Below are 26,532 nucleotides of genomic sequence, written 5' to 3' on the forward strand. Positions count from 1 at the left end.
CCTGCGCCGGCTATGCTGGGCGGCGCTTTCGAATCGACGCGGAAAGGAATCCTGCATGACGCTTCTCGAGGTGCTGGCCCTGCTGGTGATCGGCGTGGTGGCCGGCTTCATCAACGTGCTCTCGGCGGGTGGCTCGATGCTGACCCTGCCGTTGCTGATGTTTCTCGGTCTCTCGCCCCAGGTCGCCAACGGCACCAACCGGGTCTCCATCGTGCTGCAGAGTGTCTCGGCGGTGGTCAGCTTCCTGCGCGCCGGTGCCCGTCACGTCGAATTGAGCCTGCGGCTCTCGGTGCCGGCGGTGGCCGGCTCGTTGCTCGGCGCCTGGCTGGCGCTCAGGGTCAGCGATGCCCTCTTCGAGACCCTGCTGATCGTCGTGATGGCCGGCTCGGCGGTGCTGATGCTGCTGCCCCAGCCACGCCTGGACACTCGACCGCTGACCGCCGATCGCCTCACCCCGGTGGTCTACCTGGCGATGTTCGCCATCGGGCTCTACGGTGGCTTCATCCAGGTGGGCGTGGGCGTCCTGTTCATCGTGGTGCTCTATCGCATGCTCAGGATCGACCTGGGCCAGGTGAACGCCTTCAAGGTGCTGATCATCCTGGTCTATACCCTGCCGGCGCTGGCGGTGTTCCTCTATCACGACCAGGTGCGCTGGGGCTATGGCCTGGTGCTGGCCGCCGGCAGCATGGGTGGCGCCTGGCTGGGCGTGATGGTGAATGTCAGCCCGCGCGGCGCCCTGTGGGTCAAGTGGCTGACTATCGCCGTGATCGCCGCCATCATCCTGCGGCTGCTGCTGGGTTGAGAAGGCGCCCTGTTCTTCCCGCCGGACGGTGCTAGAGTGAAAGCGTACGGGCAGCGATGTCGGGCCCGGTCATGGGAAAGGAGTTCGAGATGAAACGCATTCTGGCGGTTGTGATGCTGTCACTGTTCACGCTGTCGCTGCTTTCCGGCTGCAACACCATGCGCGGGGCGGGTGAGGACATCGAAGAGGGTGGCGAGGCGATTCAGCGCTCCACTTATTGAGGTTTTGCGGACCGGAACGGGACACCCGTGCCGGCCTTCTCGTCAGGGAAGAGGAGAATGCCATGCGCTTGAAGATCGCCGGCCCCTTGGTCATCGGCCTGGTGGTGGCCGGCTGCGCCTCCATGTCGTCGCCCCCGCCCCGTGATCCCGCGCCGCGGCCTCCCACCGTGAGCGAAGGCGGCGACGGCTGCGGTGCCGGTCCTGTCCAGGACCGCGTGGGCCGCCACTACGGCGAGTCACTGGGCGAATCGATCCGTCGTGAAAGCGGAGCCGGAGCCTTTCGTGTGATGCGTCCCGGCGAGGCCCATACCCTCGAGTACCGTGGCGACCGGCTCAATGTCCGCCTGGACGAGGACGGCGTGATCACCGATATCGGCTGCGGGTGACGCCGACTCCGGCCAGCCTCAGCCGCTGTACTGACCCGACCGTCTCACTCGTAACGCTGCTTCCAGCGCTGTCGGGCCACCTGCCCCTTGACTACCTCCAGCATGTCGACGAGCACCTGCTCGGTGACCCGGTCGGTATGGTCGTCGACCCGTAGCCACACTTCGAAGCCGCTGTCGGCGAGGTGCTCCACCAGCAGGTTGAACTCCGGCGAGCGCAGGCCCACGATGGCTTCGTGCACCAGGCGGCAGGCGATATCGCTCAGTGAGTCGTCCAGGGCCCTGGCGACCTGGCCGCCCAGCGGCAGGCGCCTGAGGCGCTTGATCTCGGGGTTCTCCGCCAGGGTTCGCCCGACCAGGGCGCTGATGTATCGCATCAACTCGCTGCGGTTGGTCCGGTAAGCGCTGTCGACCATCTCCTCCAGGCGCCGGCTGATCTCGCGGATCAACTGCTGCTTGCGCGGCATCACCACGTCCTCGGCGAGGCGCGTCGACAGGGAATCGCTACCGCGGACCTGGTCCTGGATGTTGTCCAGCAGGCGCACGGCGATACGGTCCGAGAGCTCCTCCATCAGGATGTCGTAGTACTTGGCGTAGATGCCATACAGTCGCCACCGGCGGATATCGATCAGCCCCAGCCGCTGCAGTCGGTGCAGCAGCGAGACGACGCGCAGCACCCGCAACAGCCGGAACCCCCCCACCGGAATGCAGCCCAGCACGTCGTACCAGTGCACGAAGGGATAGAAGAACCAGCGATGGTAACGGCGCTCGAGGATGGCCGCGGCCCAGCCCAGCAGGACGTCGATCACGAAGACCGCCACGAAGGCCAGGTCGATGGCGACGAAGTTGGCATGGACATGGCGATCGTAGGCGCCATGCAGCTCCGGCGCCACGGCCTCGAAGGCGGCATTCAGCGGCGACAGCAGGAACAGGCCGTCGAACAGCAGCAGCGCCAGGTTGGCGATGACCAGCACGATGATGAGCAGGTCCCAGGCCAGGTGGGTGCGCTCCAGCAAGGCAGGCGGTGGAGCTCGGTCCGGTAGAGGGCGGGACATGGCGCCTCCTTGTGCCTCGTTGAAGTGAGTGCCCTGCAAAAAGGGAGTCGCCGCCGATGCGTGGCTCAGCGTGGCACCGCCTCACCCTCATGAGGGCCGGCGACCCGGGCCTGGCCGGCATCGTGGTCCTGCTGGGTGCGGCGCTCCTCCTCCTCGGCCTGCTTGCGCAGCTTCTTGCGCAGGGCGGCCTTCTCGAAGCGCAGCTTCTGCTGCGGCGTCTCGAGCGTCAGCGGCGGCACCCGGGCCGGCTTGCCGTCGCCGTCCACCGCCACCATGGTCAGGTAGCAGCTGTTGGTGTGGCGGATCATCTTCTGCTGGATGTCCTCGGCGACCACCTTGATGCCGATCTCCATGGAGGAGCGGCCCACATGGTTGACGCTGGCCAGGAAGGTGACCAGCTCGCCGACGTGGATCGGTTGCTTGAACAGGACCTGGTCCACCGAGAGGGTCACCACATAGTGGCCGGAGTAGCGGCTGGCGCAGGCATAGGCCACCTCATCGAGCTTCTTGAGGATGGCGCCGCCGTGCACCTTGCCACTGAAGTTGGCCATGTCGGGGGTCATCAGCACGGTCATGGTCAGCTCGTGCTGGCCGGGCAGGGCATGTTCGTCCATCGGGGCACTTTCCTTTGTTGGGTTTACCACAGCATAACGCCTTGCCCGCGAGAGGGGGGCATGACGATAGGAATCGCACGGGCGTGGGCAACGGGTCAGAACCAGGTCAGGCCCACGGAGAGGATGACGCCGGTGATGAGCAGCTGGACCAGGCAGAAGCCCATGATGTCCTTGGCCTTCAGCCCGGCGATGCCAAGCAGTGGCAGGGCCCAGAAGGGCTGCAGCAGGTTGGTCCAGGCGTCGCCCCAGGCCACGGCCATGGCGACCCGGGGGATGTCCACGCCCAGTGCCTCGGCGGCGGGCAGCATCACCGGGGCCTGCACCGCCCACTGGCCGCCACCGGAAGGCACGAAGAGGTTGACGATGCCGGCGCTGATGAATGACCAGAACGGCAGTGAAGTCTCGGTAGCAAACGAGATCAACGACTCGGACAGGGTCACGGCCAGGCCCGACTGGGTCATGATGGCCATGATCCCGGCATAGAAGGGAAACTGGACGACGATGCCGGCGCCACCCTTGATCGCCTCGTTCAGGCTCGTCAGCAGGCTGCGTGGCGTGCGGTGCAGCACGATGGCCAGGGACAGAAACATGAAGTTGACGATGTTCAGGTTCAGGCCGCCGCCGCGCAGGATGACGTAGTCGAGCAGGAAGATCACCCCGGGGATGCCCACCAGCCAGGCCAGGGTCGAGCTGTTCTCCAGGTGTTCGGCGGGGCGGGTGATGCGTACCCGGGGCGGCGTGTCGTCGCCGAGTAGCTTCGGGTCGATGTAGACGCTCTCCTTGTCGTCGGGGAGCATCAGGCGGTTGACCAGTGGAATGGAGATGGCCAGGCAGGCCACCAGGGCCAGGTTGAAGAAGGCGAAGATGGTCGAGCCGGTACCGATCACGCCGATCTGGTCGGCGGTGAAGTGGTCCTCGGTGGCGATGGTCAGCGGGATCGAGCCGGCGAGCCCGCCGTGCCAGACCATGAAGCCGGAGTAGGCGCTGGCCACCAGCAGGCGGTAATCGACCCTGACCAGCCGCGCCAGCTCCTTGGCAAACAGCGCACCCACCACCAGGCCGAAGCCCCAGTTGATCCAGCTGGCGGCCAGCGAGACCAGGGTCACGAGAATGACGGCGCCGCCGGCGTTCTTGGCCAGGCAGGCGAGCTTCTGCAGCCGCCGCTTGACCGGCGGCGAACTGGCCAGCATGAAGCCGGTCACCAGCACCAGCAGCATCTGCATGGAGAAGGTCAGCAGGTTCCAGAAGCCGTCGCCCCACATGCGCATCACCGCCAGCGGGGTCTCGCGCTCCACGGCGATGGCGGCGGCGGCGGCGATGAGGGTCAGCAGCAGCACGAAGATGTAGGGATCCGGAAGGTAGCGGTCTACCAACTTGACGGCCGGCCTCGACAGGAACTTGAGCATGGCGATGTCGCTTCTTCTTTGGTGTGGTGGGCGTCACAGGAAAAGTAGCGCAATCTCAGGAAGTTGCGCCATCCGGTGGGTCAACGATGCCGGCAAGGCAACGGCGTGTCAAAGCAGGGTGCATGCTGGTCGGGCCGAGTCGTGCCAGCGGGTGCGCCGGTGGTGCCGATAGTAGGCCGTCAGCACCGCCGAGCGCACCAGGGCGAAACCGAGGAAGGCCAGCCAGAGCCCGTGGTTGCCCAACCCCTGGGTCAGCCACCAGGTCGGCAGATAGACGGTGAGGCCGGCGAAGATGCTGTTGCGCATCTCGCGGATCGCCGTGGCGCCGATGAAGACGCCATCGAACAGGTAGCTCCACACGGTGATCAGCGGCATTGCCACCATCCAGGGCAGGTAGGTGCCGGCGGTGTCCCGGACTTCCGGGAGGCCGGTGAGCAGGGCGATCAACAGGTGGCCCCCCAGGGCGAAGGCCAGCGAGGCGGCGGCGGCGGCGGCCAGCGAGAAGAGCGCCGCACTCTTCACGGCCCGGCCGAACTCGTCCCAGCGCCGGCGTCCCACGGCGCGCCCGGTGATCGCCTCGGCGGCATGGGCGAAGCCGTCCAGGGCATAGCTGGTCAGCATGATGAACTGCAGCAGCACGGCGTTGGCGGCCAGGACGGTATCGCCCTGCACGGCGCCCCGGGACGTGAAGAAGGCCATGGCGAACAGCAGCCCCAGGGTGCGCACGAAGAGGTTGGCATTGACCCGGAACAGCTCGGCGTAGGCCGTGATCCGTCCCAGGCGCTCGCGGAGGAAGCGCCCCTCCAGCAGGCCGAGCTGGCGCGAGACCAGCCAGCCGCCGAAGGCCAGCGCCGTGTAGTCGGCGATCACCGTGGCCCAGGCCACCCCGTCGCTGGTCATGCCGAGGCCGACCACGAACAGCAGGTCCAGCGCGATGTTGACGCCATTGGTGAGCACCAGGATGGCCAGCGTCACCCGGGAGTTCTGCTGGCCCAGGAACCAGCCGAGGATGGCGTAGTTGGCGAGCACCGCCGGGGCCGAGAGGATGCGGACCCGGGCGTACTCGGTGGCCAGGTCGGTGGCGATCTCGCTGCCGTCGAGCAGCCACAGGCCGAGGGTGATCAGCGGTCGCGAGCAGAGGATCAGCAGCGCACCGATGCCGGCTGCCAGCAGCAGCGACTGACCCAGCAGGTTGCGTACCTCGCTGTCGTTCTCGCGCCCCACCGCCTGGGAGGTGAGGCCGGTGGTACCCATACGAGCACACTGAGATTGGATTTAATGACAAATTAGCTATAGGTACGATAAATACAGGATTTCCGTGAATTTACCCATGATTCATTTTTGACATCGAGAGCTTCGCGTAAGTTTGACAAATTTGACTGCTTTGGGTGGGTTATTTGTCAAAGTTTTTAGGTCTTCTGCCGCTCCTGAGTTCAAGCAATAAGTGCAGCACCTGCGGTATCCAGGGCTCCTGAGTATTCACCCAGGAACACCTGTGCTCGTGTTCGATAGCCGAGGCGCTTTCTAGGCAGGCCATTTAACTTATTGGCCACTCGTCGCACCTCGGCATCCATGATCTGTTGGAAGTCTACGCCGAAGTACTCAAGAAATCGGGTCGCCGGCCCGAACACCCTTCAATAACGTTGCACTTGGAGCTTGGGACCGCCAAGATTGCCCAGCTCAAGTAAGCTTGCCGAGATGAAGGACAGTTCGTGGGCAGACGGTCGTCCATCTTCCTTTCGCGATGCCGACCACTGAGGCGCCGGGCTGTTGGCACGCCTCGATGATCCTGGGCCTGAACTCGGCCGCAAAGCGGCGCCGCTTTCACGGCACCTCCAATACGTTCAACTCACTCATAATAGGTGTCCACTAAGAAATTGGTGGGCACCTACCGTCATCGAAGTCGAGGATCAGCGGTAGGTATGTTCACCGGATGCACACGGCTCGCCTGCCGGCGCAGAAAGTCAGTCAGATCCACGAACTCCTACCGCAGCACTGGCAGCCAGGCAGCTGATCACTTGCTAAGGGTGACGCCCAAACGCCTAAAGTCAAGGCGCACTGGCACCTTCAACTTGGCCTTGCATCGTGTCGCACTAGATCGGCCAGACCCTTATCTCACCTTCCAGAAGCCGAAAAGGCTCTTGATGACGCGAAACGTTTGCTTGATCTTCATTATGAGAATGTATTGTGAAAGTTTCTAACTAATAAGGGCTACTTGATATAGGATAAACGTTCTCCTGTCCTTACTTTTATTCCTGCATACATTTGTAGAAAAAATCAGTGGGTTATGATATGCTTTTTGTTAATTTGTGTACACAAAGCTAACCGGAGGAGAGAGACGTGTCAAGTGCCACTGACCGTGCTTATGAACTGATCAGAGACGCAGTCATATCTGGGACCTACCCAGGAGGGATGCGGCTGAGAGAGGAAGAGTTAGCCAAGCGGCTGGGTGTAAGCAGAACGCCTGTACGAGCAGCGATCCGTAAGCTTGTCTCTGATGGTCTACTTAGCATTGAAAATAAGGTTGGCGCAGTAGTAACGTCATGGGGTGAGAAAAAAATAAAAGATCACTTTGATGTGCGCTCCGTGCTTGAAAGTCATGCTGCTTATCTGGCCACCTTGAAAGTAACAACAAAGGATATACAGGCATTAGAAAATCTTTGTGATTTCATGGAAGAGCTTATTGCTAACAAAAAGGAAGGGTATGTAACAGAGTTTTCTTTAGCGAATAAGCAGTTCCATATTAAAATTTTTGAAATATCAGAGAACGAAAAATTAAAAGAGCTCTGTGAAAATCTGATGGATATCGCTTTGCTTACGAAGATTTACAACAAGTTTCCAGAACATCGATTTTTAAAGAGCAGCGCTGATCATAGAGAGCTAATTGCTGCCTTTAAGAGGTGCGATCCGCTTTGGGCGCAGAGCATAATGAGGTCCCACTTGCTATCCTCTTTTGAATATCTGGAAGACTTATAGAGATTGGCCTTTAAGACATGTTTGATAGCTCTGTGCCCAGTTTTTGCGGCGCCCTGCGAGAGAAATATGGAATCACGCAAAGCTATACAAAGCGTAAATAGCCAACATGGCCTAGAAGATGATGTTGGTCCAATCGAAAAACATGCCAAGGAAGAAGAACACCAAGGTGATAGCCTTGATAATCTCGATCACGGTGAAAGCGGGGCGACAGTATCCGTCTTTTGTAAATGACAGCTGCCGCCACCGCACCGGTGCCTGGGTTGCATGCATCCTTCTGTAACTCTAAGTTGCCCGGCCGCCATCCGTGGCGCCGCTGCGTTTCATTGAATAAGCAACTTCATGCGAGTCAACCGGTTCGGAGGCTGACATCGTACCATTACTTAGGTTGCGTCGGGGCTAGCCACGGCATCGCTGCGAGCCGATCGTTCTCGAAAGCACGAATTTTTTCCTCGTGTTGCAGCGTCAGTCCGATATCGTCTAAGCCGTTGAGCAAGCAATGCTTGCGGAATGGTTGCACCTCGAAAGGTAGTTCCGTTCCATCTGGCTTGACGATTGCCTGACGCGGCAGGTCGATGGTGAGCTGGTATCCGGGGGTTGCTTCCACTTCATCGAATAGCTGGCTTATCTGAGCTTCGGTCAGCACAATCGGCAGCAAGCCATTTTTGAAGGAGTTATTAAAGAAGATGTCGGCGAAGCTTGGTGAGATCAACACCCGGAAGCCATATTGCTCAAGCGCCCACGGCGCATGTTCACGGCTCGAGCCGCAGCCAAAGTTCTGCCGTGTCAATAAGACGGTGGCGCCGGCATATCGGGGCTGATTGAGCACGAAGTCCGGATTGGGCTGGCGCGTGCTTGGATCCTGTCCCAGCTCGCCCTTGTCGAGATAGCGCCAATCATCGAACAGGTAGGGGCCAAACCCAGTGCGCTTGGTCGACTTCAGGAACTGCTTGGGGATGATGGCATCGGTATCGACGTTGGATCGATCGAGCGGTGCGACAAGGCCCCGGAAGACGTTAAGTGATTGCATGTTTTATCTCTGTCTAGATATGGTTGCGACTTCAATCGAGCGTCCAAATTCCGGCCTCTCGAGCGAATGCCTGGTTCTTTCGTTGGCCCGGCGTGTCACGTGATTCGTGCCACGTCGACAAAGTGACCATGCACGGCGGCGGCGGCAGCCATTGCTGGACTCACCAGGTGGGTGCGGCCACCTGCTCCTTGGCGACCTTCGAAGTTGCGGTTGCTAGTGCTGGCGCAACGCTCGCCCTTTTCCAGCCGGTCAGCATTCATCCCGATGCACATACTGCAGCCCGGCTGGCGCCACTCGAAGCCGGCCGCCTCGAACACCTCATGCAGGCCTTCGCGCTCGGCCTGAGCCCTCACGAGGCCAGAGCCTGGAACCACCATAGCCTGCACTACGTTGGGCGCGACGCGCCGTCCCAATCGCTTGATCACCGCTGCAGCTGCACGCAGGTCTTCGATGCGACTGTTTGTGCATGAACCGATGAACACCTTGTCGATTGCGATGTCCGTGATGGCCTGATTGGGCTCGAGACCCATGTAGGCAAGGGCGCGCTCCATGGCACTGCGCTTAACCGGGTCGGTTTCCCGGTCGGGGTCCGGCACGTGGCTGTCAACGGCTACTACCATCTCCGGGCTTGTACCCCAGCTGACCTGGGGCTTGATATGTGTCGCATCGAGTTCGACGACCGCATCGAAATGCGCGTCGACGTCACTCTTCAGCTGACGCCAGTGCTCCACAGCCTCGTCCCACATAGCGCCAGTCGGTGCAAAAGGTCTGCCCTTCAAATACTCGAGCGTCTTCTCATCCACTGCCACGAGTCCCGCGCGGGCACCCGCCTCGATTGCCATGTTGCAGACGGTCATACGACCTTCCATGCTCAGCGAGCGAATTGCGCTACCGGCGAATTCGATCGTGTACCCGGTCCCGCCAGCGGTGCCGATCTTGCCGATGATGGCTAAGACGAGATCCTTTGCGGTAACGTGAGGGTGCAGTAGTCCTTCGACCTTCACGAGCATGTTCTTTGCCTTCTTGGCGAGCAGCGTTTGTGTTGCCAAGACATGCTCGACCTCACTCGTGCCGATACCGTGGGCAAGTGCTCCGAAGGCGCCATGCGTGGAGGTGTGCGAATCACCACACACCACGGTCATGCCTGGCAGTGTCGCGCCGTTCTCGGGCCCTATGATATGTACGATGCCTTGTCGTTCGTGAAGGAACGGAAAATAGGCAGCGGCGCCGGAGGCACTTATGTTGTCGTCCAGCGTAACAATCTGCTGCTTGGTAAGAGGGTCCTTGATGGCCTCGTAACCCTGCTCCCATCCACTAGTTGGCGTGCTGTGGTCAGCAGTCGCCACAATGCTACTAGCGCGCCAGACCTTTCGGCTCGCCAGCCGCAACCCCTCGAACGCTTGCGCGCTGGTGACCTCGTGCAGCAGGTGTCGGTCAATGTAGATGACAGCCGTGCCGTCCTCCTCCGTGTGGACGACATGTTGGTTCCAGAGCTTGTCGTACAAAGTCAATGAACTCATTGGGTAATGACCTCTAATCTGTGGAAATGGAAGATCAATCTCAGGGTGCTCTTCGCCGGGCTTTTAGGAGCCGTGTGTATCCATTGAAGGGAAGACAGTTCCAGGCCTTGTCATGTCGACCAACAACGCCATGCATCATCCTTCATTTGTGTTTCTACCCCCTTCGCACTAGCCCAGCTGTGGGATGGAGAACGACAAAGTGTTATTTTAGCAAGCATAAGTACTCTTATGTCACCTCGTGAAAGTCTCCAAGCTGCAAATCCAACTCCATCACCTTCTTGCGAGAAACAGAAAAGGCTCACCGAAAAGATACTGCACCCCTAAGGCGAAGTTGCCTCAGGCGTGCAGGAACTCAGAGGAAGGGAATGAGCAACACTACCTGCGGTACCGCCCAGATGATAACGACTGACAGAAGCATGATAATGATAAAGGGAATGACACCCTTGACCACCGTTCCCAAAGGAGACTGTGCGACGGCCTGAAGCACGAAAAGATTGAGCCCAACAGGTGGTGTGATGAGCGCGATCTCAATCAATACCACGAAGAAAATGCCGAACCAGATCGGGTCGACATCGAAACCTAGGACCGTCGGCAACAACACCGGGACCATGATCAATAGCATCGACAAGCTTTCCAGGAACAGACCGATGAACAGCAGAATCCCTGCTACGAGCAGAAGGAACATATCGACCGAGGCCACGTGCGTATCGACTAGTTGCGAGATCTGCAACGGTACCTGATAGAGGGTTACGGCCTTGCCGAAAATCTTCGCGCCAATGACGACGAGGAAGAGAACGATAGTCGTCGACACCGTTTGGCGAATGGCCTCAAACAGCGACTTGCGCGTCAAGGTACGCAACAGGAACGCCGTTATCAGGAACGCCACTACAGCGCCCACCGCAGCCGCTTCCGTCGGCGTGAAGATGCCACTGTAAATTCCCCCAAGCATGATCACTGCCAATCCTGCGGATGGTATCGCTCGGAGCGTAGACTGACGCCGGTCTTGCCAAGATGCCTTCGGGCTCGGTTGATGCGCCTTCGTGAAGGTTGCGTACAGGATGGTAAAGACACTGAACAGAACGATGAGCAAAATGCCGGGACCGATGCCTGCCAAGAATAGCTTGCCGATGCTCTCCTCAGTTATGACCCCGTAGACGATAAGTGGAATCGACGGCGGAATGAGAATGCCTAGCGTGCCGCCTGCTGCCAGGAGACCAAGCGTGAACGACTTAGCGTAACCCCGCTGCGTCATCTCGGGAATCGCCACGGTACCAACAGTGGCGGCAGTCGCTACGGAGCTGCCGGAAATCGCCGAAAACAGGCCACAAGACAGCAAGGCTGCAATGCCCAAGCCGCCGGGCCAGTGTCCGACCCAGCTTTGTACCGCGTTGAAGAGATCGCGACCAACTCCACCTTTGAGGAGGATATTGGACATTAGCAGGAACAAGGGCACGGACAGCAGGATAAAATTGTCTATTGTTCCGTTCAGGCTCTGGGCCACCATGCCCAGCGGCAGCCCCTCGGCGATTAGCATCAACGTGCCAAGTCCCGCCAGTGAGAAGGCTACCGGCAAACCGCTGAACAGCAGCACCAGCAGTGCCAGGACGACGAATACCAGCGTCATAAGACTCCCTCCTCATCAGAATGCTCGCCGCCCGGGGAGAACTCAGGGGCAGGTTGGAAAGGCAGGCGGATCAGCTCTGCCAACGCCTGCACCGCCAACAAAGCAAAGCCGAGCATCATCGGCAGTTCGTTGACCCAACTTGGCATTGCCAACATTGAGGGCTGACGACGTCCCAAGCGGATGGAGTCGGCTAAAATTTCCCAACCCATCACCACTGCCATAATGCTGAATGCCAAGATCATAACAAGCGAAAAAAACTCCATAACTCGCCTACCGTTTGGCCCCAGAAAGACCAAGATAGCCGTGATGCGAATCAACTGACGCTGTCGAAGCACATATGCCATGCCGAGGTATGTGAACCAGACTTGGAACGTGATCGAAACGTCTTGTGTCCAGACGGTTGGTGCGTTGAAGACATAACGCAGTACAACCTCCATAAAAAGCATGATGGCAATGGCGACGACGAAGAGATCGCCGAGGAAGGCGGCCCCTCCAGCTATACTATCGACACCGGCGAGGAGCGCCCGACCAGGGGCGCTCTTGAGTGACGTTTCAGTATGGTTAGTGTGTTTCATAAAGATGCAAGACCCTTAGTACATGGCACGGACAGCTTCGACAAGCTTCCGTCCCTCCTCGCCGGCTGCCTCGATGTAGGCCTCGACGGCAGGGGCAGCAGCCTTCTGCCATACGTCGATCTGTTCCGGCGTGAGGGTGGTGACCTCCATATCGGTCTCTTCAGCGATGAACTCCTGAGCCTCAAGGTTTTCTTCCTTGGTTTCCTCACGCATCTTGAACTCGGCGGCACGCGCCGCCTCAGTCATCCATTCCCGTTCCTGCTCGGACATGGATTGCCACACCTCATCATTCAGGACGATAAGGAACTCAATCTGGGCGTGGTTGGTGATGGTAACGTGGTCCATCACCTCATTGAGCTTCCGCGACTTGATGGCGGTGGTGCCGGTCATGCCAACGTCAACCGTTCCGCGCTGGTAGGCCATGAACTGTTCTGAGCCGCTAATCTTGACGGGAACAGCGCCAACAGCCTCGACAAAGTCGCCGGATGGCTTACCTATGACCCGTACCTTTTGGTCCTTCATGTCTTCCGGAGAAACGATCGGTCGATCCTTGGAGAGCAATTGGACCGGACCGTAATCCTGCCACCACATGACCCGAGCGCCCGTTTCTAGGATCATCTCATCCAGCGCCTGGCGCACCGGGCTCGACGGATCGGCAGCCCGGGCGAGCACTTCGTAACTTGGAAACATGAACGCAACGCTGAACAGGCCGGCGATCGGATCCGTGCCGGCGAACTCATCAAGTGCCACCAGGCCCATGTCGATAGCGCCCGAACTAACCGCTTGTGGAATCTGACTACCCTTGAAAAGTTGGGCGGAATCATAAATTTGTAGCTCGATCTCTCCGCCGGAGATATCCTCGATCTTCTCCTTGAAGAACTCGATATTTTGGCCCACCGGATGCGTCGTCGGCACCTGTAGAGAGAGTCGAAGGGTACGTTCTGCAAGAGCGGGGGATGTAAAGGCAACCAAACCGGCCGTCAGTGCAACTGAAACAGTCATCTTCTTCACGTTCATGCCTCCCATGCCGGGCATCGCCGAACGGGCGAAGTTGTTAAGGCTTTTAGAAGCTCGAAATGGGTTGTGCTTGTTGATATTGAGCGAGACCATTGTTAATTCCTTTGTTTTCAATTGAGCAGGCTGTGCTGATTATTATTCAGCGATATTTTGCTAAGCGCTCATGCGAGGCTCGACAAAATGTGCTTCGTGATAGCCGGGAAAGCGCAGACTTGGATGTAAAATTTTTGTTCTGTTGTTTGCGTATAGAAATTCCATTGTTTAACCCTCGTTTATTTGGCTTGGTACTTTTTTTCTAACTCCCAGACATCTTCGAACCCCATGAGTGAATTAAATTTTTCGAAAGAGCTAAGTTCTGTTTTTTCTGGGGAATTGCCATTCAAAATCACCTCCTTATACGCCTTTTCTAATGCATATCCTGCTGCTAAAAAACCGACTGCGGGGAAAAGGGCCAACTTGAACCCAAGTTTTCCTAGTGAAGCTGTATCTAACAACGGGGTGCGGCCACCCTCAACCATATTCGCAACAAGGGGTTTGTTGAAAGATTTTCCGATTATCTCTAGCTCTTCAACGCTCTCTGGGGACTCGAGGAAAAGCAGATCTGCTCCTGCTTCGGCATATAGAGACATCCTCTCTATAGCTTCATCTAAGCCCAAAGTAGTGCGTGCATCTGTCCTGGCGATCACAAGAAATTCGTCGTCCTTTCGCGAATCGACTGCGACTTTAATTTTTGTGGCCATTTCATCCGCTGGGATTACCGATCTGCCTAGAGTGTGCCCACACTTTTTTGGAAAGGTTTGGTCCTCTAGTTGTATGGCGCTAGCTCCGGCGGCTTCATAGCCTCGCACTGTATGAGCGACGTTGATTACCCCGCCATAACCTGTATCGCCATCTGCAATTAGCGGCACGCCAAATTCGGCGGCCATGGGCGCCATTATTTGGACACGGCTCAGCATATCTCGATACGAAGCTATTCCGGCGTCTGGCACCCCCAAGTGAGAGCCAACGGTACCGTAGCCGGTCATGTACAAGATCTTGGCGCCGCATTGAGCAGCGATCCGAAGGGAAATGAGGTCGTAAACGCCTGGAGCCGCTATGACTTCATGGCCACTCAATAACTCTCTGATATTCAAAGACATTTGGTGTGTTTTCCTTTGCAGTGTGTATACACTGACTGATAAAATCAACAACTTACGCGATTGACTACCTATTTCTGTATCCATCAAGTTAGAGTGAGGAAGAGGACGCTGTCAAGTGATACTAAAGGCGCATATGGGCTGATCCGAGATGAGATCGTATCTGGGCCTACCCCAGCGGGGTGAGGCTTAGCTGGACATCGAAAACGGTCATCTCTACTAGGCGGAGCGCGAGGCGCATCACGCCGCGGGAGAACGCCCACGACTGAGTGATAACAGAGCGAGCCCCATCGCCGACGCGCTGCATCGCTGGATGCTGGCTCACTATGGGAAGGGGCCGAACGGCTCGGCGACGGCCAAGGCGCTGGACTACAGTCTGAAGCGTTGGGTGGCGCAGATGCGCTACCTCGTCGATGGCAGGCATCGCTTTCTCGGAGACCGCCTGATGCCTGGCCACTGGGAGGGGGATCTCATCATTGGCGCCAACAACCGCTCTGCAGTCGGTATCCTGGTGGAGCGCACCACGCGCCTTGTGATCCTGGCGAAAGTGGATGGCATTACGGCTACGGCGGCAGCCGTCGGCTTCAGCGACAAGCTCAATGAGGTGCTACGATCCCTGCGCCTCTCCATGACCTACGAACTGAGCCGCGATCAGCTTGACGTGATAGCCTCCGCTTGCAGTTGACGAGCCCAGTGATGAGACGCCGCGCAGGCTTCCATGCCGATCTCGGCGCCGGCAGGCACTCGCTTGATGATGGCATCGAGCCACTTGTCACGGGAGTACTTGCCGCGCCACGCGACCTGATCATGACGATCCACACCGTGAACATGAAAAACGGACTTTGCGATATCGACGCCGACCCGGCTAATGTTCATGGAGAGTTCTCCTCATCCTCAGGTTGGTAAGTGATGCTCTCACCCACCAATTTGGCGCAACGACGCCGGTGCAGGGTGGGGAGGACTCCATTCCATTGCTAACGTGCTGAACAAGTTGCCGAAATCAGTGCAACCCAAGGTCAAGGCAGACCTCCATGACATCTGGATGCGAGACCCGCTTTGATGCGCACAAGGCCTTTGATCGCACGCTGAAGCGCTTCGAGGCCAAGTCCCCCAAGGCGATGACGTGCCTGGCCAAGGATCGGGACGAGCTGCTGGCGTTCTACGACTACCCTGCAGAGCATTGGGTGCATATCCGCACCACCAACCCGATCGAGTCGACCTTCGCCACGGTCCGGCTACAGACCAAGCGCAGCCGGAACTGCGGTTCCCGGGCGACGACCCTGTCGATGGTCTTCAAGCAGATCCAGAGCGCTCAGAAGCGCTGGAGGCGCATCAAGCACTTCCAGAAGCTGGAACTGGTCGTCAGCAACGTCAAGTTCCAGGACGGGGAGTAAGTAGCCGATCAATCAGACAGGAATGCGGCCTGATCATTATCCACCAGATTTGACGATAACTCACTTTGAGGGCTCTGAAGGCTTCTCCCTATCCATAACGGGGCGCACGGCACTGTCTCTCTCTGGAAACTTGACAACCTCGCTGGGTGGTCTTTTGACGGTATACTCTCCTGCTTTGAAGAGTGCGTGGAGCGATGCTAGATATTTGGCGTGTGCGATGTCCAGCATGTCTTGCATTTTCTGTTTCTCGTCTACAAGTGTATTTACTCTGTTGTTCTGGGTGCGCTGTTTAGATGGCTTCTTTGCGGCTTCTATAGCAACGATAAGCTCGTCAAAGTCACGGCCTTTACGGATCGAGCTTGCGTTAGCTTTACCTGCCTCTAGGGCGACGTTTTGTTTGTTGATCTTCGCCCCTTTCGGTAGATGAATGGGTTCGTTCTTTTTGAGTCGCGCCAGAGCGTCCCAATATTCCTTATGTCTCATTTGGCACCTCTCGCTGTTGGCACAGTTGCTCTTCTATTGCGTCAATTTCCTGTTGAATAAATCTTGCTGAAGGATGTTTGTTATCCACAAAGTCGAGGCTGACGGCGATATCATCCTTGTATATCTTCAGAAAGTTGCCCGTTTCTACGCCGAGACCATCCTCGCCCCCCATTACAGAATCAGCGCATCCTGAGCGACATGGAAGTACATCATCAATCCCTTTGTGTTTGCATGTATGAATCTTCATGCATCCGCCCGTTGGCACCTGCTCCCAGCGCATGGTGCCATTATTGATTGCCTTAGCCAGTTCCTCTTCTGAGTCCCAATATTTGGGGTAGACGGATGCTTTCATCTGCTGGAAACGCGCGCCTGCACCTCCTGTGAGGGAGTCCTTGCTATCCACAATGTGCGATTTAAACCCTGTGGCCATGATCATATTAATCTCAGCCATGAAGTCAGAGATGATTGCGTGAGTACCAGGATCTGGGGTTTCAGCGAGGATGTTTTTTGCGAAAAGAGCGTTCTCTCGATACACCATTGTCATCGCTATGTGCAGGTGCTTGAATTGGAATTTAAGGCTCGGTAGGCTAACGATGCCCGAGCGCGCACTATAAACGGCTGTCGCGCGTCTGAACTGGTGGCTGGAGAAAGGCCATACCTTGCCTTTCTTAACCTTTCTGTCGTTGCGCCAGTTTCGGTAGACGTCAAAATCGCACAGCTCCTTCATGTCTGCTTCACTTGTTACATAGACGCTCTGATCTAAGTTGGCGGTTTTAAGAAAGTTTGCCCTTCCTTCAGCTGATTCCAAGTAGCCACTGACGGGTAAATTAAAGTGAGCAGAGCTCTGTTTGTCTGGTACAAGCCCGATGAAGAGTGGGATTGCAGAGTCATCTAGCTCGTCTATATTTCGGCGATGTATTGAAGTGACAGCGAACTTCGCGATCTTTTCGGCAGCTTTGATCGCAGGAATGGCCTCTTTGGATGTGGCCCATGGCAAAAGTTCTTCACTGTAGTTGTTATTTGTCATTTTTGATGTGCGACCCATGATCAAAGGGAACTCTCCTAAATCCTTGATCGTCATCGAGCTGAGACAGCCAAAGGTCAAGACCCTGTTTTCGTGAAGGCGCTGCCCTGTATATGCGAATATGAGGGTGCGTGCGCCCGTTTGTATAGCTGATAGCAAGGCAGATAACCCGACCCAGCTGTAAGTGTTGCTGCCATGAGCGTGCGCGGTAGAAATAGGGTGCTTCTCGAAATACTCAGTCAGTCCGTACTCCGTGACAGCCTCTTCTGGGGTAGTCCATTTAAACTCGGTGGATGCAGGTGCGGATGCTGAGCCGAAGCGGTCTTTCCAGCGCCTGTAAAACGTCGCTGTCCTCCAGTTTGTGTAAGGGTTGCCACTCTCTAGAATTGTATGGGTAGGAACGATCCAAAAGGACGGTTCTTCCTGATAGCGCGCCATCATTTCGAGTAACTTATCGCTTACCTCTAGAAAATCGTTAACCATCTTCTGTGAGTCTGATAGCAACTGTGCATAGAGGCGGGCTGGGATAAGTGGGGTTCTCGTCTGTGAATGCCCTTTACTCCGCTTGGGTATGCTTTCATGAATTCTGCGCAGATTTTTCAGCTCAAACAGTTGTGGTAGCTCAAGATTGTAGCGCTGGGATATGAAGCTAACGGTATTAGCCCATGTGTTGAGTTGGCGAGCCACTGTACGAGTTGATCCGGCCACTTCGATACTTGAGAATACCTTATGAAAAGCAATTGGGCTTTCATGGATATTCTGTAGACTTCTATGTTCACCGTAAGCTATTTCGGCAACGCCTCTTAACGCGCCAAGGTAGTTTCTGAGTGTTCCAGGTTTATAGCTTAGCCCACTGTTATGGAAAGGCTCCCACATAAAAAGCCACATCAATTGCTTCATCTCATTAGCAATTTTGTGCATCAGAGGGTTTTTCTTCTCGTGCTTTTTCAAGTCAAATACGACGTAAAAGTCGAGCTTAACGGTTTTGACTGCGTAAGGGGTTAAATCCCAGATGTCATCACCGTAGCGAGAAAGTGGGTTACCCTCTTTGTCGCGTGATATTACAAAAGTGTCGTCAGGGAATTTAATTTCCCCACCTTCTTCTACATAGGTTGAGGGAGACATTTCGACAGTAGCACCACCCTGTACGAATCTGGATCTCCATTTCATATCTGAGACTCCAAGATCACGCCAGCAGCTTCTAAAGCATCTATTTTCGAGCCCCAGTAAGGGTTAAGGTTGCCGTATTCAATCTGTTGATTCGCCTCGCTTACGATCTCCTCATAGTGTTCGGAGCGGCTAGCAAAGTCGGCTATGATATCGTCTATGCGAGCGACGAGAGGCTCATATTTTTCCAAGTGCTCATCCATGTTTCGTGACATCCTTCGGCTGTGTATCGGGAGCCATTCACGGATCGATAGTAGGAGGACTATGTCATCTACTGAGGCTTGTATTGCATAATATTTACAGAAGAAGCATGTCAACATCGCAGTGCAGCGAGGGTCCTGCGCGACATCAGTGAAGCCTTCTTTCTTTTGGGCTTCAGATCCTTGGGACTGGCAGCGACCTGTGGTGCCTGCGGGGGTGTCCGAGTCTACTACTTCAACGGGAATTTTTTTCCCTACATAAAGCCCAACCTTTCGAGATAGTCCTGTGAAGAACTTGTTCATTTCGGCGACTGCTCGCCCGTTCTCCACTGCAATATAGTGTTTAGTGGCTGTCTCTTCAGTGTGATTGTGTTGTTGGGCTGACAGAGTAATGTCACCCGTTTCTGTTAGGTGGGTGTGGGTTGAATACTTTCTCCAGTCTTTTGGTCTAACCCAACCGTAGTGTTCTGCCCAGATGGTTTTTCTTGGGTTCTGAAGTGAGTCATCTCCTGGGTAGTCAGGCTTGTCGCCAGGGACACAGTGGATGCCTACAAAATTAGTGGTATCCCCGAAAGCGGCTTTGCTAAGTTCTAGCATTTTGTCCCAGTAAGGCGCGAACTTAGGGGTCATTTTGATAGGGTACTCTTTATTAGCCCTGTCTTTCACTGACATCACGCGGTATTTGCCCTCGCGGCTCATCTGTTGTGACTTGATAAGAGGCGCGAATTCAAGTGTTATAGGGTTCGCTCCGCTGTCATGGAGTAGCGCATGCCAAAAGTGATGGATAGCTAGATTAAATAGCTGCTTTCTCACTCCTTTGGTTACTTGGTGGCAGGCATTTCTTTCTTGTAGTGTCTTAAAGTTATTCGTTACAATCTTGCGATCTTTCCAACGAAGGCACGCCTCATCCATCTTGCTGCAAATCACCTCCCAGTCATTAATTTTTCCGTTTGTGTCGATGATTAGATTCCAGCTCTTCCCTGATTTTCTTTTGGTTAACGTATCAGCAAGATTGTGCACATTGTGCGTCGTCTCGCTGACAAAAATTTGCTTGCTGATCTTTAGCGTCTCTTCTGCAGGGATTACCAGTGGGAAGGGCTTTTTGTTGATTAAGAAATCGAAGATCTGAAGAAATAAGTATCGGTGTATGGCTGCGATATCATGTGCATGAGACGGATCTTCAATGACATGGAATTGATCTTCTCCCTTGCGTTGAGTGATTTGAATGGCAGTTTTTTTTACTTCAGTCCATGTCAGCCTTGGAATTGATGTGCTTACTAACCTCGCACAAGCGTTTTGATAGTGGATGGCTGTAGTTCGTTTTAATTTCGGTGCAGTGGTATCGGCGCTGGACAATCTCACTCGATGCCATAAATATTCTGAGTAGTCAGAATACATTTTTAGCATGGAATCTTTGTCGGTGAAAATGTAGTTCTGCCCTGATTGATGATCGATCCACTTCAATACTATGGACATACAGTCCAATTTGTTAAATGAAATCTCCCCGTCGAGATACTGCTCAATTAACTCAACAAGAAAACTTGCTCGATCCTTACGGATGGAGCTGTGATTGATTTCGTAGGAGTCATAGAGTTTTTGGTCGTTTTGGTTAGCAGTGAAGTCGGAATCCTTTCGTCTGTCAGGGAATAGGTATGCACCAATAAAAACCCTTCGAATGCGTTCTTTGGATGGCTTGGCGACTATTCTTACGCGGCCCAGTTCAAAGAGTGAAAGCGTTGACGGGTTTATGCGATTTCCCAAAGCGTCGTCTTCGCAGGCGATGTCATAGAACACCTCGTTAGGCATCGAACATCTCCCAGTCAAAATTATGCGGATACATGGCTTGAGCTATCTGCTCATTCTTGGCCTTAAGGGTTGCATTAATCTCGTCATAGTTGAGGTAGATGTCAGTTGTATTGCCGTTTGGGGAATGTCCCATTAGTTTCACCAGTGCTGTTTTGCAGCCATCTATGTTTCCGTGTTTACGCTCCCAGTTTCTTACAAAGCGCATGCCAAAAGTAGCCCGCAGGTCGTGAAAGCCGAATTTTTCGTAAAAGGGCTTTCTGACTGCCTTCCTGTCAAAGTAAGGGTCGTTCTTGTGCTCCTCGATCCATCTCTTTACAAGCTGTTCGAAGTTATCTTCGATCCAAGGTATTAGAGTCTCTCGATCAAAGGCATTGATCCGATCTCCCGTAGCCTTGCCGGCTTTTTTCGACCTATCAGAAAGTACCAAGGTCCGTGAAATATCTGGGTCGTCCATAGCAATTCTGTGTCGTCGAGCTACGTAGTAGGGTTTGCTCTGTTTGGTTAAAAAGCAATAGTTGGCATCAGAGTCCCCATAAAACGAGTTAAGTGCTCGGTGTTTGTAGACTGGTGAGTAAGTGACCCATTGGTAAATGGCTTCAAGTAATGCGATGGGTACCATCATGTCGTATTTGACGCTCTTCTTTGTGTCCACGCCTGTTCCAGGGCCTACAGGTATGTAGGCAAAGTTTTGATCTTTGTATGTCTTCCAAGCTTGCTGAATGGCATGTGCGTGTAACGTGCAGATGGTTTGTTTGCGGGCTCCAGTAAATATGGCGAGCCAGTGCATGAGTTGCTGTTGTCTGTCATCAGTGTTATCAAGTGCCCAAAGCACAAATTGAGCGTCTCGTTCGCTCAGTGGCCGTACTCCACCTTCCTCACCCCAAATAAGGTCGCTACGATTTCGTTCATTTTCTGAGGGCCTCATTTTGAAATGCAGGTCAGTATAGTAGATATGTCGTATGCCGTAGTTCGTCAGCTTCGTGCCCTTCAGTGGCTTATAGAAAATACCTTCAATTGGCTTCCCATCTGGGTGAAGCTTGTAATGATTTAAGAAGGTGTAGAACTGTGCTACTTCACCTGCTTTGCCCTTGACGGTGCTTAGCGAGTTTATCCGTTCGTTGTTGCGATAAGTCTCAAACAGTTGTTGAAGGTGACTTTTGTACATATATGTGATGCGGTTGCGCGGTCTGCTGCGTTCAGGGGCATAGAACTCCTCTACATCATGTCCTTGGCACTGAAGGTGCTCAATCCACCTTAGGTAACCAAGTAGATTCTTTGCTTTCCGAACGATTGTTGAAGTGCTCACCTCGTCGTAGTCAGCTTCACTTTGCCACCACTCATACAAATACAGGTTAGCTAAGTTCCATGGAGTACCGTCAGACTTGTAAAGAATTGGGTACCCTTCGACAAGCCTATCGGTCGTGAGATCATGTGTGCCATAGCTGCCGGATGTGTAGTAGTTGTGATTCGTCCACTCTACAGTGACATCACCACTGTCCTTTGAGGGGACGAATAGCTCGACGTCGAGGCGGTACAGTCGTTCGATGTAAACAATTCTAGCGTTGGAACTATACTCGTCTGGTGCTACTAGTTCGGTGGTCATTTATCATTCCGCATATAATAATATGTCAAATATTATTGTATGCGGGTGCGGGGGTCAAATATATGTGCGCGGGTGTGTGCGCAGGAAGCCGAAGCCCCAGTAGAGGAAGCTGAACAGGGTGGCGCCCAAGGTCACCGCGGCCAGGTAGCGCGAATCCGGCAGGTGGCCCACCACGGCGGTGTCCACCAGCCCCAGCAGCGGCACGGTGACGTTCGACAGGATGATCGGCCAGGCGAGCGACCAGATGCGCCGGGGGGAGACGTCGGGGGTGGCAGGAGGCGATGACACGGCGACTTCCGCTGACGGTGAAACCGCGCAGCATGGCGGGCGAGAGGCCACAACGCAACAGCCCCGCCGAAGCGGGGATGTCGGGTATCAGGGTGGGGCAGTCAGAAACGGTAGCCGATGCTGCCGGAGAACATGTCGATCTCGAAGTCCTCACCGCTTTCGCTGATATCGTAGCGTTCGAACTCGGCGCGCATGATGATCTGGTTGATCACATACTCGGTACCGATACCGTAGAAGAGATCGGTGCCATCCTCCCCTCCGCTCCCTTGGAAAGACTGGCCTTGAATCGTCGCGTTGAAATCAAGGTCCGCATCCCAGGCGATCATACCCAGTTTGCCGAAGAGGCTGAACCCGCTCTGGATGGGTAATTTACCCACCAGGGCTGCAGTGAAGCCGTCAAAGCCGAGCTTCAGGCTGGCGCTGTCGCCCCCTTCGGAGCCACTGGCAGTGAAGTCGCCGAAGTCCACATAGCTGGCTTCCACGGCGAAGTAAGGGTTGAATTGGTAGCCGGCAAACAGCTTGAAGCTGACGTCGGTGTCATCGGTGCTGGCACCGATGTCGTCCAGCAGGTCCAGGGTGTCATTATCCAGCTTCGCATGCCCGATACCGGCTCCCAGGTAGGGGCCCGCGTCGGGGTTGTAGAACGGGCTCTGGGCGAAGGCGGGGCTGGCGACGAGAGTGGCCAGGGCGGCGGTGGCGATCAGACGCTTCATCATGCGCTCCTTTGCATGGATGGGCGGGCCGGTGGCCCGTGGGGGTGGGCAACCGCCGACAGGCGTCTACCCTTGATGTAAGTTAATGTGACAGACTGTAGCCTTGTCCGGGCGGAAAGTTAAGCATGTTTAATGCCGTGGCATGCGTCGGGTCATGAAAACGGGTGTCGACGACGGCAGGGGACGGAGGGAATGATCATGAAACGCAGGATTCTGATGGCGAGCGTGCTGGCCCTGGTCTCGATTCTGGGGAGCACGCCGGCGCTGTCCCAGGCGCAGCAGCGGCTGGAGGCGCAACCCAGCGGTGGCGCCATGGTGGCGGATGCGCTGCTCGCCCGGCCGTTGCTGTTCGTGGCGACCCTGGGGGGCACGGCGGTGTTCCTGGTCTCGCTGCCGTTCTCGGCGTTGGGGGGGAACGTGGATGCCGCAGCGGAAGCGCTGATCAAGACGCCGGCGGAGGCCACCTTCCGGCGCTGCCTGGGGTGTACCGTCAGCCGGCGCGCCGACGAGCTGTAGAGGCGGCTAGTCGCAGGAGAGCGCGGCCCACGGCCCCTGGAACGCCATCGCCCCGCCTGGTTAGCGGGGCGATGGCGATGTGTATGGGTATCTGGCGCGTGCGGAGCGAATCAGGCCGCGGTGATGATGTGGTACTTCTCCATCAGTTCGTCGCGGCTCTCCTCGTGGGCCGGGTCGAGCGGGATGCAGTCCACCGGGCAGACCTGCTGGCACTGGGGCTCGTCGTAGTGGCCGACGCACTCGGTGCACAGGTTGGGGTCGATGACGTAGATCTCTTCCCCCGGCGAGATGGCGCCATTGGGGCATTCGGGTTCGCAGACGTCACAGTTGATGCACTCGTCGGTGATCATCAGGGCCATGGGGGGTACCTCACGCAGGGCAGCGCTTGTCCGAGTAATCTAGTCAAGCATTGTACTGGCTGCCCAGCGTTTCGGCGACCCTGGGATGCACCAGCTTGCTGATGTCGCCGCCGAGCTTGGCGATCTCGCGCACGATGGTGGAGGAGATATAGGAGTTCTCTACCGCCGGAGTGAGAAAGACGCTTTCCAGTTCGGGCATCTGGGCACGATTCATGTTGGCCAGCTGCAGCTCGTACTCGAAGTCCGACACGGCGCGCAGGCCGCGCAGGATGATGCGCGCCCGCTGCTGTTTCATCAGCTCGGTGAGCAGGCCGGCGAAGCCGATCACCTCGACGTTGTCGAGATGCGCCACCACCTCCCGGGCCAGGGCGATGCGGGTGTCGAGATCCAGGGTCGGCCCCTTGTCGCGGCTGTCGGCGATCGCCACCACCACCTTGTCGAACAGCCGCGAGGCGCGCTCGATCAGGTCGAAGTGGCCGTTGGTGATGGGATCGAAGGTACCGGGGTAGACCGCGATGTTCATCCGTGCTCTCCATCCTCGAGTCGTCCAAAGGGGTTGTCCACCACCAGCGATACCGGCCGGGCATAGCCGGGGATGCGGATGCTCCGGTCGCTGACCTCGAGTTCCGGTCCTTCCAGCACGCCCTCGCCGAAGCGGTAGCGGGCCTGGAAGTGGCCACGGTCGGCCTGCTGCAGGTAGGCGGCGGCGGCCGCTCGGGTGGCCTCGCGGCGAGCCTGCCAGGCGGCCACGGCGCCCTTCCCGTGACGCTGCATCAGCAACCGTTCGGTGACCCCGGGCGAGAGCACCACCCCGGTGGCGTTGTTACCGCCGAAGCCCTTGGCATTGATGAAGGCGGCGTCGGCGGCGAAGGGGAGCGGTGTGCTCGAGAAGCGCAGCCGCTCGGCGTAGACGTCGTCGGCCACCGCGTCCAGGGTCGGGATGCCCGGCAGCAGGGCGTGGGCGAAGCTGCCCAGGGCGCTGGCGAGCTGGTCGCCGGCGGCGCTGCCCTGGGAGTGACCGACGAAGGCCTTGACCGCCACCACAGGCCAGGCCTCGATGCCGTAGGCGCGGGCGACCAGGTCGAAGACATGGGACTCGGTCACCCGGTTCTTGGGCGTGCTGGTGCCATGGGCGTGGAGGAAGCTGCGCTCGCGGAGCGCCGCCTCGCCGAGCATGTCACGCACGAGCGCAGCGGCCTTGCCCAGGGTGATGTAGTTGCCGATGCCGGGGGCCGAGATGGAGCGCTTCCAGCCGTCGGCATTGACGAATACCGCCGGCACGCTGCCGAGGATCTCGGCGCCGGTCTCCAGGGCCAGGGCATCGTCCATCAGCATGATGAACTGGCTGGACTCGGCGATGGTGAAGCCGCAGTTGCGGGCAAAGGGCCGACAGGCCTTCTGGTAGTCGGCATCGGTGAGCAGCTCCAGGGCGTCCAGTGCCCTGAGGCTGTCGTCGTCGGCCAGGGCGCCCATGGCCCGGAAGCCCTCGATGATCTCGGGGGTGACCGGGGCATCGGCGGTGCCCACCATCACCACCCGGCGCCGGCCGGCGCGGATATCCTCCACGCCGAGCCGCAGGTTGTAGAGGAAGCTGGCACAGGCACCGAGCATCGCGCCGGTACCGCCCACGCTGCCCAGCACATAGGCATTGAGGAAGTCGGCGGGCATCTGGCCATAGCCCAGCGGCATCTGCTTGGAGGTGGCCCGGTTGCCGGAGACGAAGCTCTTGAGCAGCCCGCCCCAGCCCTCGTCGTCGAGCTGGCCGATGGAGTTGCCGGCATACACCGCCACCTCGTCGGGGTCGAGGCGGTCACGCAGCTCGTCCCATTCCAGGCCGCTAGCCCCCAGGCAGTCGCTGGCGGCGAAGATCGTCATGGAGAGCCCGCGAGGGTGGTGCACGCTGCGGTAGAAGCGGCTGGGCTCGAAGCCGGTGGGCAACTGGCCGGCGGCGCGCACCTGGGCCTGGCGGGTCTCGGGCAGCATCACGTCCATCTGCCCGGCGGGCACGGTGACCTCGAGGGTGTGGCGGTCGATCCCGTGCACCTGCCAGGTGGGCGGCAGGTCATCCGGCAACTGGCGACGGCGGATCCGGAAGGTCAGCGGCGTGTCCAGGGCGAGGCTCGCCCGGCGGTTGGCGGGCAGGCCCTCGTCGTTGAAGCGGGGATCCTCGATGCGCCGGATCAGGGTGTGGTCGAGCACCCGCTGGCGGGCCTGCTCGACGATGGCGGCGGCCTCGAGGGAGTGGCCTTCGGCGTCCCGCCAGCCGCCATCGTCCTGACCGCTGGCCAGTCGCATCATTGCCGCCAGGCCCAGCAGGGTCTGGGCCTGGTCGTCATCGGGCAGGGCGCCGAGCACGGTGCGGCGAAACGCCTGGTGGCCCGAGGTTCTGCCGGCGGGATTCACGCCGCCCATGCCGACGATCACCGGTAAATGTGACAAGCCGGGTTCCTCGTTGTGCTGTTGATGTCTACGAGCCGATCGTGTGTATCAGGCCATGGATCATAGCACTCGGCCCGGCACGGCGTCATGCCGCGGCCAGCGGGGTTTGAAGGGGGTGTGCAGAAACGAGTGTTTGATGATGGCCGCCGTCCCGGTCGTCATCAAACGGCGGTTCGAGTCATGT

Annotated in this window: 24 protein-coding genes and 6 pseudogenes; 9 read left to right on the plus strand and 21 right to left on the minus strand. The window is 57.1% G+C overall.

Annotated features, from left to right (window positions below; genetic code table 11):
- The first annotated feature begins 55 nt into the window (after nucleotides 1-55).
- The 3 genes from MKP05_RS12090 to MKP05_RS12100 all read left to right on the plus strand — a co-directional run bounded on the left by MKP05_RS12090 (nucleotide 56) and on the right by MKP05_RS12100 (nucleotide 1,409).
- Nucleotides 56-802 carry a sulfite exporter TauE/SafE family protein gene (locus MKP05_RS12090; protein ID WP_110285217.1) on the plus strand — a complete coding sequence of 249 codons (747 nt, stop codon included), beginning with the start codon at nucleotides 56-58 and terminating at the stop codon, nucleotides 800-802.
- 89 nt (nucleotides 803-891) lie between these two features.
- Nucleotides 892-1,023 (plus strand): entericidin A/B family lipoprotein, encoded by a 132-nt coding sequence (locus tag MKP05_RS12095; RefSeq protein WP_110285218.1) that lies wholly within the window; start codon nucleotides 892-894, stop codon nucleotides 1,021-1,023.
- Between the two features lie 62 nt (nucleotides 1,024-1,085).
- Nucleotides 1,086-1,409 (plus strand): I78 family peptidase inhibitor, encoded by a 324-nt coding sequence (locus MKP05_RS12100; protein WP_240568501.1) that lies wholly within the window; start codon nucleotides 1,086-1,088, stop codon nucleotides 1,407-1,409.
- A gap of 44 nt (nucleotides 1,410-1,453) precedes the next feature.
- Here the strand turns inward: MKP05_RS12100 and MKP05_RS12105 are convergent, their stop codons facing one another.
- From MKP05_RS12105 to MKP05_RS22125, 5 genes and pseudogenes are all read right to left on the minus strand, one after another.
- Nucleotides 1,454-2,461, minus strand: a complete 1,008-nt coding sequence (locus MKP05_RS12105; protein ID WP_240568502.1) for an ion transporter — start codon at nucleotides 2,459-2,461, stop codon at nucleotides 1,454-1,456.
- Nucleotides 2,462-2,526: 65 nt separating this feature from the next.
- Complete coding sequence (locus MKP05_RS12110; protein WP_240568503.1) at nucleotides 2,527-3,075, minus strand: acyl-CoA thioesterase; 549 nt, start codon at nucleotides 3,073-3,075, stop codon at nucleotides 2,527-2,529.
- A 95-nt stretch (nucleotides 3,076-3,170) separates the two neighbouring features.
- A complete protein-coding gene (locus MKP05_RS12115) occupies nucleotides 3,171-4,481 on the minus strand; it encodes a short-chain fatty acid transporter (RefSeq protein ID WP_240568504.1) in 1,311 nt (436 codons plus the stop codon).
- A 108-nt stretch (nucleotides 4,482-4,589) separates the two neighbouring features.
- Nucleotides 4,590-5,738: pseudogene (locus tag MKP05_RS12120) on the minus strand (MATE family efflux transporter); the annotation flags it as partial.
- Nucleotides 5,739-5,914: 176 nt separating this feature from the next.
- Nucleotides 5,915-6,085 (minus strand): annotated as a pseudogene (locus MKP05_RS22125) (IS30 family transposase); the annotation flags it as partial.
- A gap of 736 nt (nucleotides 6,086-6,821) precedes the next feature.
- Between MKP05_RS22125 and MKP05_RS12125 the strand changes: the two are divergent.
- Nucleotides 6,822-7,457: a GntR family transcriptional regulator gene (locus MKP05_RS12125; protein ID WP_240568505.1), complete on the plus strand. Its 636-nt coding sequence runs from the start codon at nucleotides 6,822-6,824 to the stop codon at nucleotides 7,455-7,457.
- Between the two features lie 66 nt (nucleotides 7,458-7,523).
- Entirely contained in the window at nucleotides 7,524-7,688 is a 165-nt protein-coding gene (locus tag MKP05_RS12130) for a hypothetical protein (protein WP_240568506.1), read from the plus strand.
- Between the two features lie 145 nt (nucleotides 7,689-7,833).
- On the opposite strand, the gene leuD is transcribed toward MKP05_RS12130, so the two are convergent.
- From leuD to MKP05_RS12160, 6 genes are all read right to left on the minus strand, one after another.
- Nucleotides 7,834-8,484 (minus strand): 3-isopropylmalate dehydratase small subunit, encoded by a 651-nt coding sequence (gene leuD / locus MKP05_RS12135; RefSeq protein WP_240568507.1) that lies wholly within the window; start codon nucleotides 8,482-8,484, stop codon nucleotides 7,834-7,836.
- Between the two features lie 95 nt (nucleotides 8,485-8,579).
- Nucleotides 8,580-10,004, minus strand: a complete 1,425-nt coding sequence (gene leuC / locus MKP05_RS12140; RefSeq protein ID WP_240568508.1) for a 3-isopropylmalate dehydratase large subunit — start codon at nucleotides 10,002-10,004, stop codon at nucleotides 8,580-8,582.
- A gap of 352 nt (nucleotides 10,005-10,356) precedes the next feature.
- Nucleotides 10,357-11,628 (minus strand): TRAP transporter large permease, encoded by a 1,272-nt coding sequence (locus tag MKP05_RS12145; RefSeq protein ID WP_240568509.1) that lies wholly within the window; start codon nucleotides 11,626-11,628, stop codon nucleotides 10,357-10,359.
- Nucleotides 11,625-12,203 carry a TRAP transporter small permease gene (locus MKP05_RS12150; protein WP_240568510.1) on the minus strand — a complete coding sequence of 193 codons (579 nt, stop codon included), beginning with the start codon at nucleotides 12,201-12,203 and terminating at the stop codon, nucleotides 11,625-11,627. The genes MKP05_RS12145 and MKP05_RS12150 overlap by 4 nt, the downstream gene beginning before the upstream one ends.
- A gap of 15 nt (nucleotides 12,204-12,218) precedes the next feature.
- A complete protein-coding gene (locus MKP05_RS12155) occupies nucleotides 12,219-13,313 on the minus strand; it encodes a TRAP transporter substrate-binding protein (protein ID WP_240568511.1) in 1,095 nt (364 codons plus the stop codon).
- Between the two features lie 179 nt (nucleotides 13,314-13,492).
- Nucleotides 13,493-14,359: an isocitrate lyase/PEP mutase family protein gene (locus MKP05_RS12160; protein WP_240568512.1), complete on the minus strand. Its 867-nt coding sequence runs from the start codon at nucleotides 14,357-14,359 to the stop codon at nucleotides 13,493-13,495.
- 223 nt (nucleotides 14,360-14,582) lie between these two features.
- On the opposite strand from MKP05_RS12160, the pseudogene MKP05_RS12165 reads away from it, so the two are divergent.
- A pseudogene (locus tag MKP05_RS12165) lies at nucleotides 14,583-14,774 on the plus strand (IS66 family transposase); the annotation flags it as partial.
- Between the two features lie 18 nt (nucleotides 14,775-14,792).
- Nucleotides 14,793-15,014: pseudogene (locus tag MKP05_RS22130) on the plus strand (IS30 family transposase); the annotation flags it as partial.
- Here MKP05_RS22130 and MKP05_RS12170 read toward each other — a convergent pair.
- The gene (locus tag MKP05_RS12170) at nucleotides 15,008-15,232 is read right to left on the minus strand and encodes a hypothetical protein (RefSeq protein WP_240568513.1); all 225 of its coding nucleotides are present in this window, start codon (nucleotides 15,230-15,232) and stop codon (nucleotides 15,008-15,010) included. The pseudogene MKP05_RS22130 and the gene MKP05_RS12170 overlap by 7 nt on opposite strands.
- A gap of 85 nt (nucleotides 15,233-15,317) precedes the next feature.
- Here MKP05_RS12170 and MKP05_RS12175 point away from each other — a divergent pair.
- Nucleotides 15,318-15,750: pseudogene (locus MKP05_RS12175) on the plus strand (transposase); the annotation flags it as partial.
- A 60-nt stretch (nucleotides 15,751-15,810) separates the two neighbouring features.
- Here the strand turns inward: MKP05_RS12175 and MKP05_RS12180 are convergent.
- The 6 genes and pseudogenes from MKP05_RS12180 to MKP05_RS12205 all read right to left on the minus strand — a co-directional run bounded on the left by MKP05_RS12180 (nucleotide 15,811) and on the right by MKP05_RS12205 (nucleotide 23,034).
- Entirely contained in the window at nucleotides 15,811-16,233 is a 423-nt protein-coding gene (locus MKP05_RS12180) for a hypothetical protein (RefSeq protein WP_240568514.1), read from the minus strand.
- A complete protein-coding gene (locus MKP05_RS12185; protein WP_240568515.1) occupies nucleotides 16,223-18,427 on the minus strand; it encodes a hypothetical protein in 2,205 nt (734 codons plus the stop codon). Before MKP05_RS12185 ends, MKP05_RS12180 begins: the two co-directional genes overlap by 11 nt.
- Nucleotides 18,424-20,430, minus strand: coding sequence for a hypothetical protein (locus tag MKP05_RS12190; protein ID WP_240568516.1), 2,007 nt, complete (start codon nucleotides 20,428-20,430; stop codon nucleotides 18,424-18,426). The genes MKP05_RS12185 and MKP05_RS12190 overlap by 4 nt, the downstream gene beginning before the upstream one ends.
- On the minus strand, nucleotides 20,423-22,033 hold the full coding sequence (locus MKP05_RS12195) for a site-specific integrase (RefSeq protein ID WP_240568517.1): 1,611 nt from the start codon (nucleotides 22,031-22,033) through the stop codon (nucleotides 20,423-20,425). The genes MKP05_RS12190 and MKP05_RS12195 overlap by 8 nt, the downstream gene beginning before the upstream one ends.
- 78 nt (nucleotides 22,034-22,111) lie before the next feature.
- A pseudogene (locus tag MKP05_RS12200) lies at nucleotides 22,112-22,321 on the minus strand (MATE family efflux transporter); the annotation flags it as partial.
- Between the two features lie 101 nt (nucleotides 22,322-22,422).
- Entirely contained in the window at nucleotides 22,423-23,034 is a 612-nt protein-coding gene (locus tag MKP05_RS12205; RefSeq protein ID WP_240568518.1) for an outer membrane beta-barrel protein, read from the minus strand.
- Between the two features lie 198 nt (nucleotides 23,035-23,232).
- On the opposite strand from MKP05_RS12205, the gene MKP05_RS12210 reads away from it, so the two are divergent.
- Nucleotides 23,233-23,550, plus strand: a complete 318-nt coding sequence (locus MKP05_RS12210) for a hypothetical protein (RefSeq protein ID WP_240568519.1) — start codon at nucleotides 23,233-23,235, stop codon at nucleotides 23,548-23,550.
- A gap of 110 nt (nucleotides 23,551-23,660) precedes the next feature.
- Here the strand turns inward: MKP05_RS12210 and MKP05_RS12215 are convergent, their stop codons facing one another.
- The 3 genes from MKP05_RS12215 to MKP05_RS12225 are packed head-to-tail and all read right to left on the minus strand — an operon-like array spanning nucleotide 23,661 to nucleotide 26,321.
- A complete protein-coding gene (locus MKP05_RS12215; RefSeq protein ID WP_110285223.1) occupies nucleotides 23,661-23,909 on the minus strand; it encodes a YfhL family 4Fe-4S dicluster ferredoxin in 249 nt (82 codons plus the stop codon).
- Between the two features lie 43 nt (nucleotides 23,910-23,952).
- Nucleotides 23,953-24,432: a pantetheine-phosphate adenylyltransferase gene (gene coaD, locus MKP05_RS12220; RefSeq protein WP_110285224.1), complete on the minus strand. Its 480-nt coding sequence runs from the start codon at nucleotides 24,430-24,432 to the stop codon at nucleotides 23,953-23,955.
- Nucleotides 24,429-26,321: a beta-ketoacyl synthase gene (locus MKP05_RS12225; protein WP_240568558.1), complete on the minus strand. Its 1,893-nt coding sequence runs from the start codon at nucleotides 26,319-26,321 to the stop codon at nucleotides 24,429-24,431. The genes coaD and MKP05_RS12225 overlap by 4 nt, the downstream gene beginning before the upstream one ends.
- Nucleotides 26,322-26,532 lie beyond the last annotated feature (211 nt).

This window comes from Halomonas flagellata, assembly GCF_022487945.1.
Taxonomy (GTDB): domain Bacteria; phylum Pseudomonadota; class Gammaproteobacteria; order Pseudomonadales; family Halomonadaceae; genus Halomonas; species Halomonas flagellata.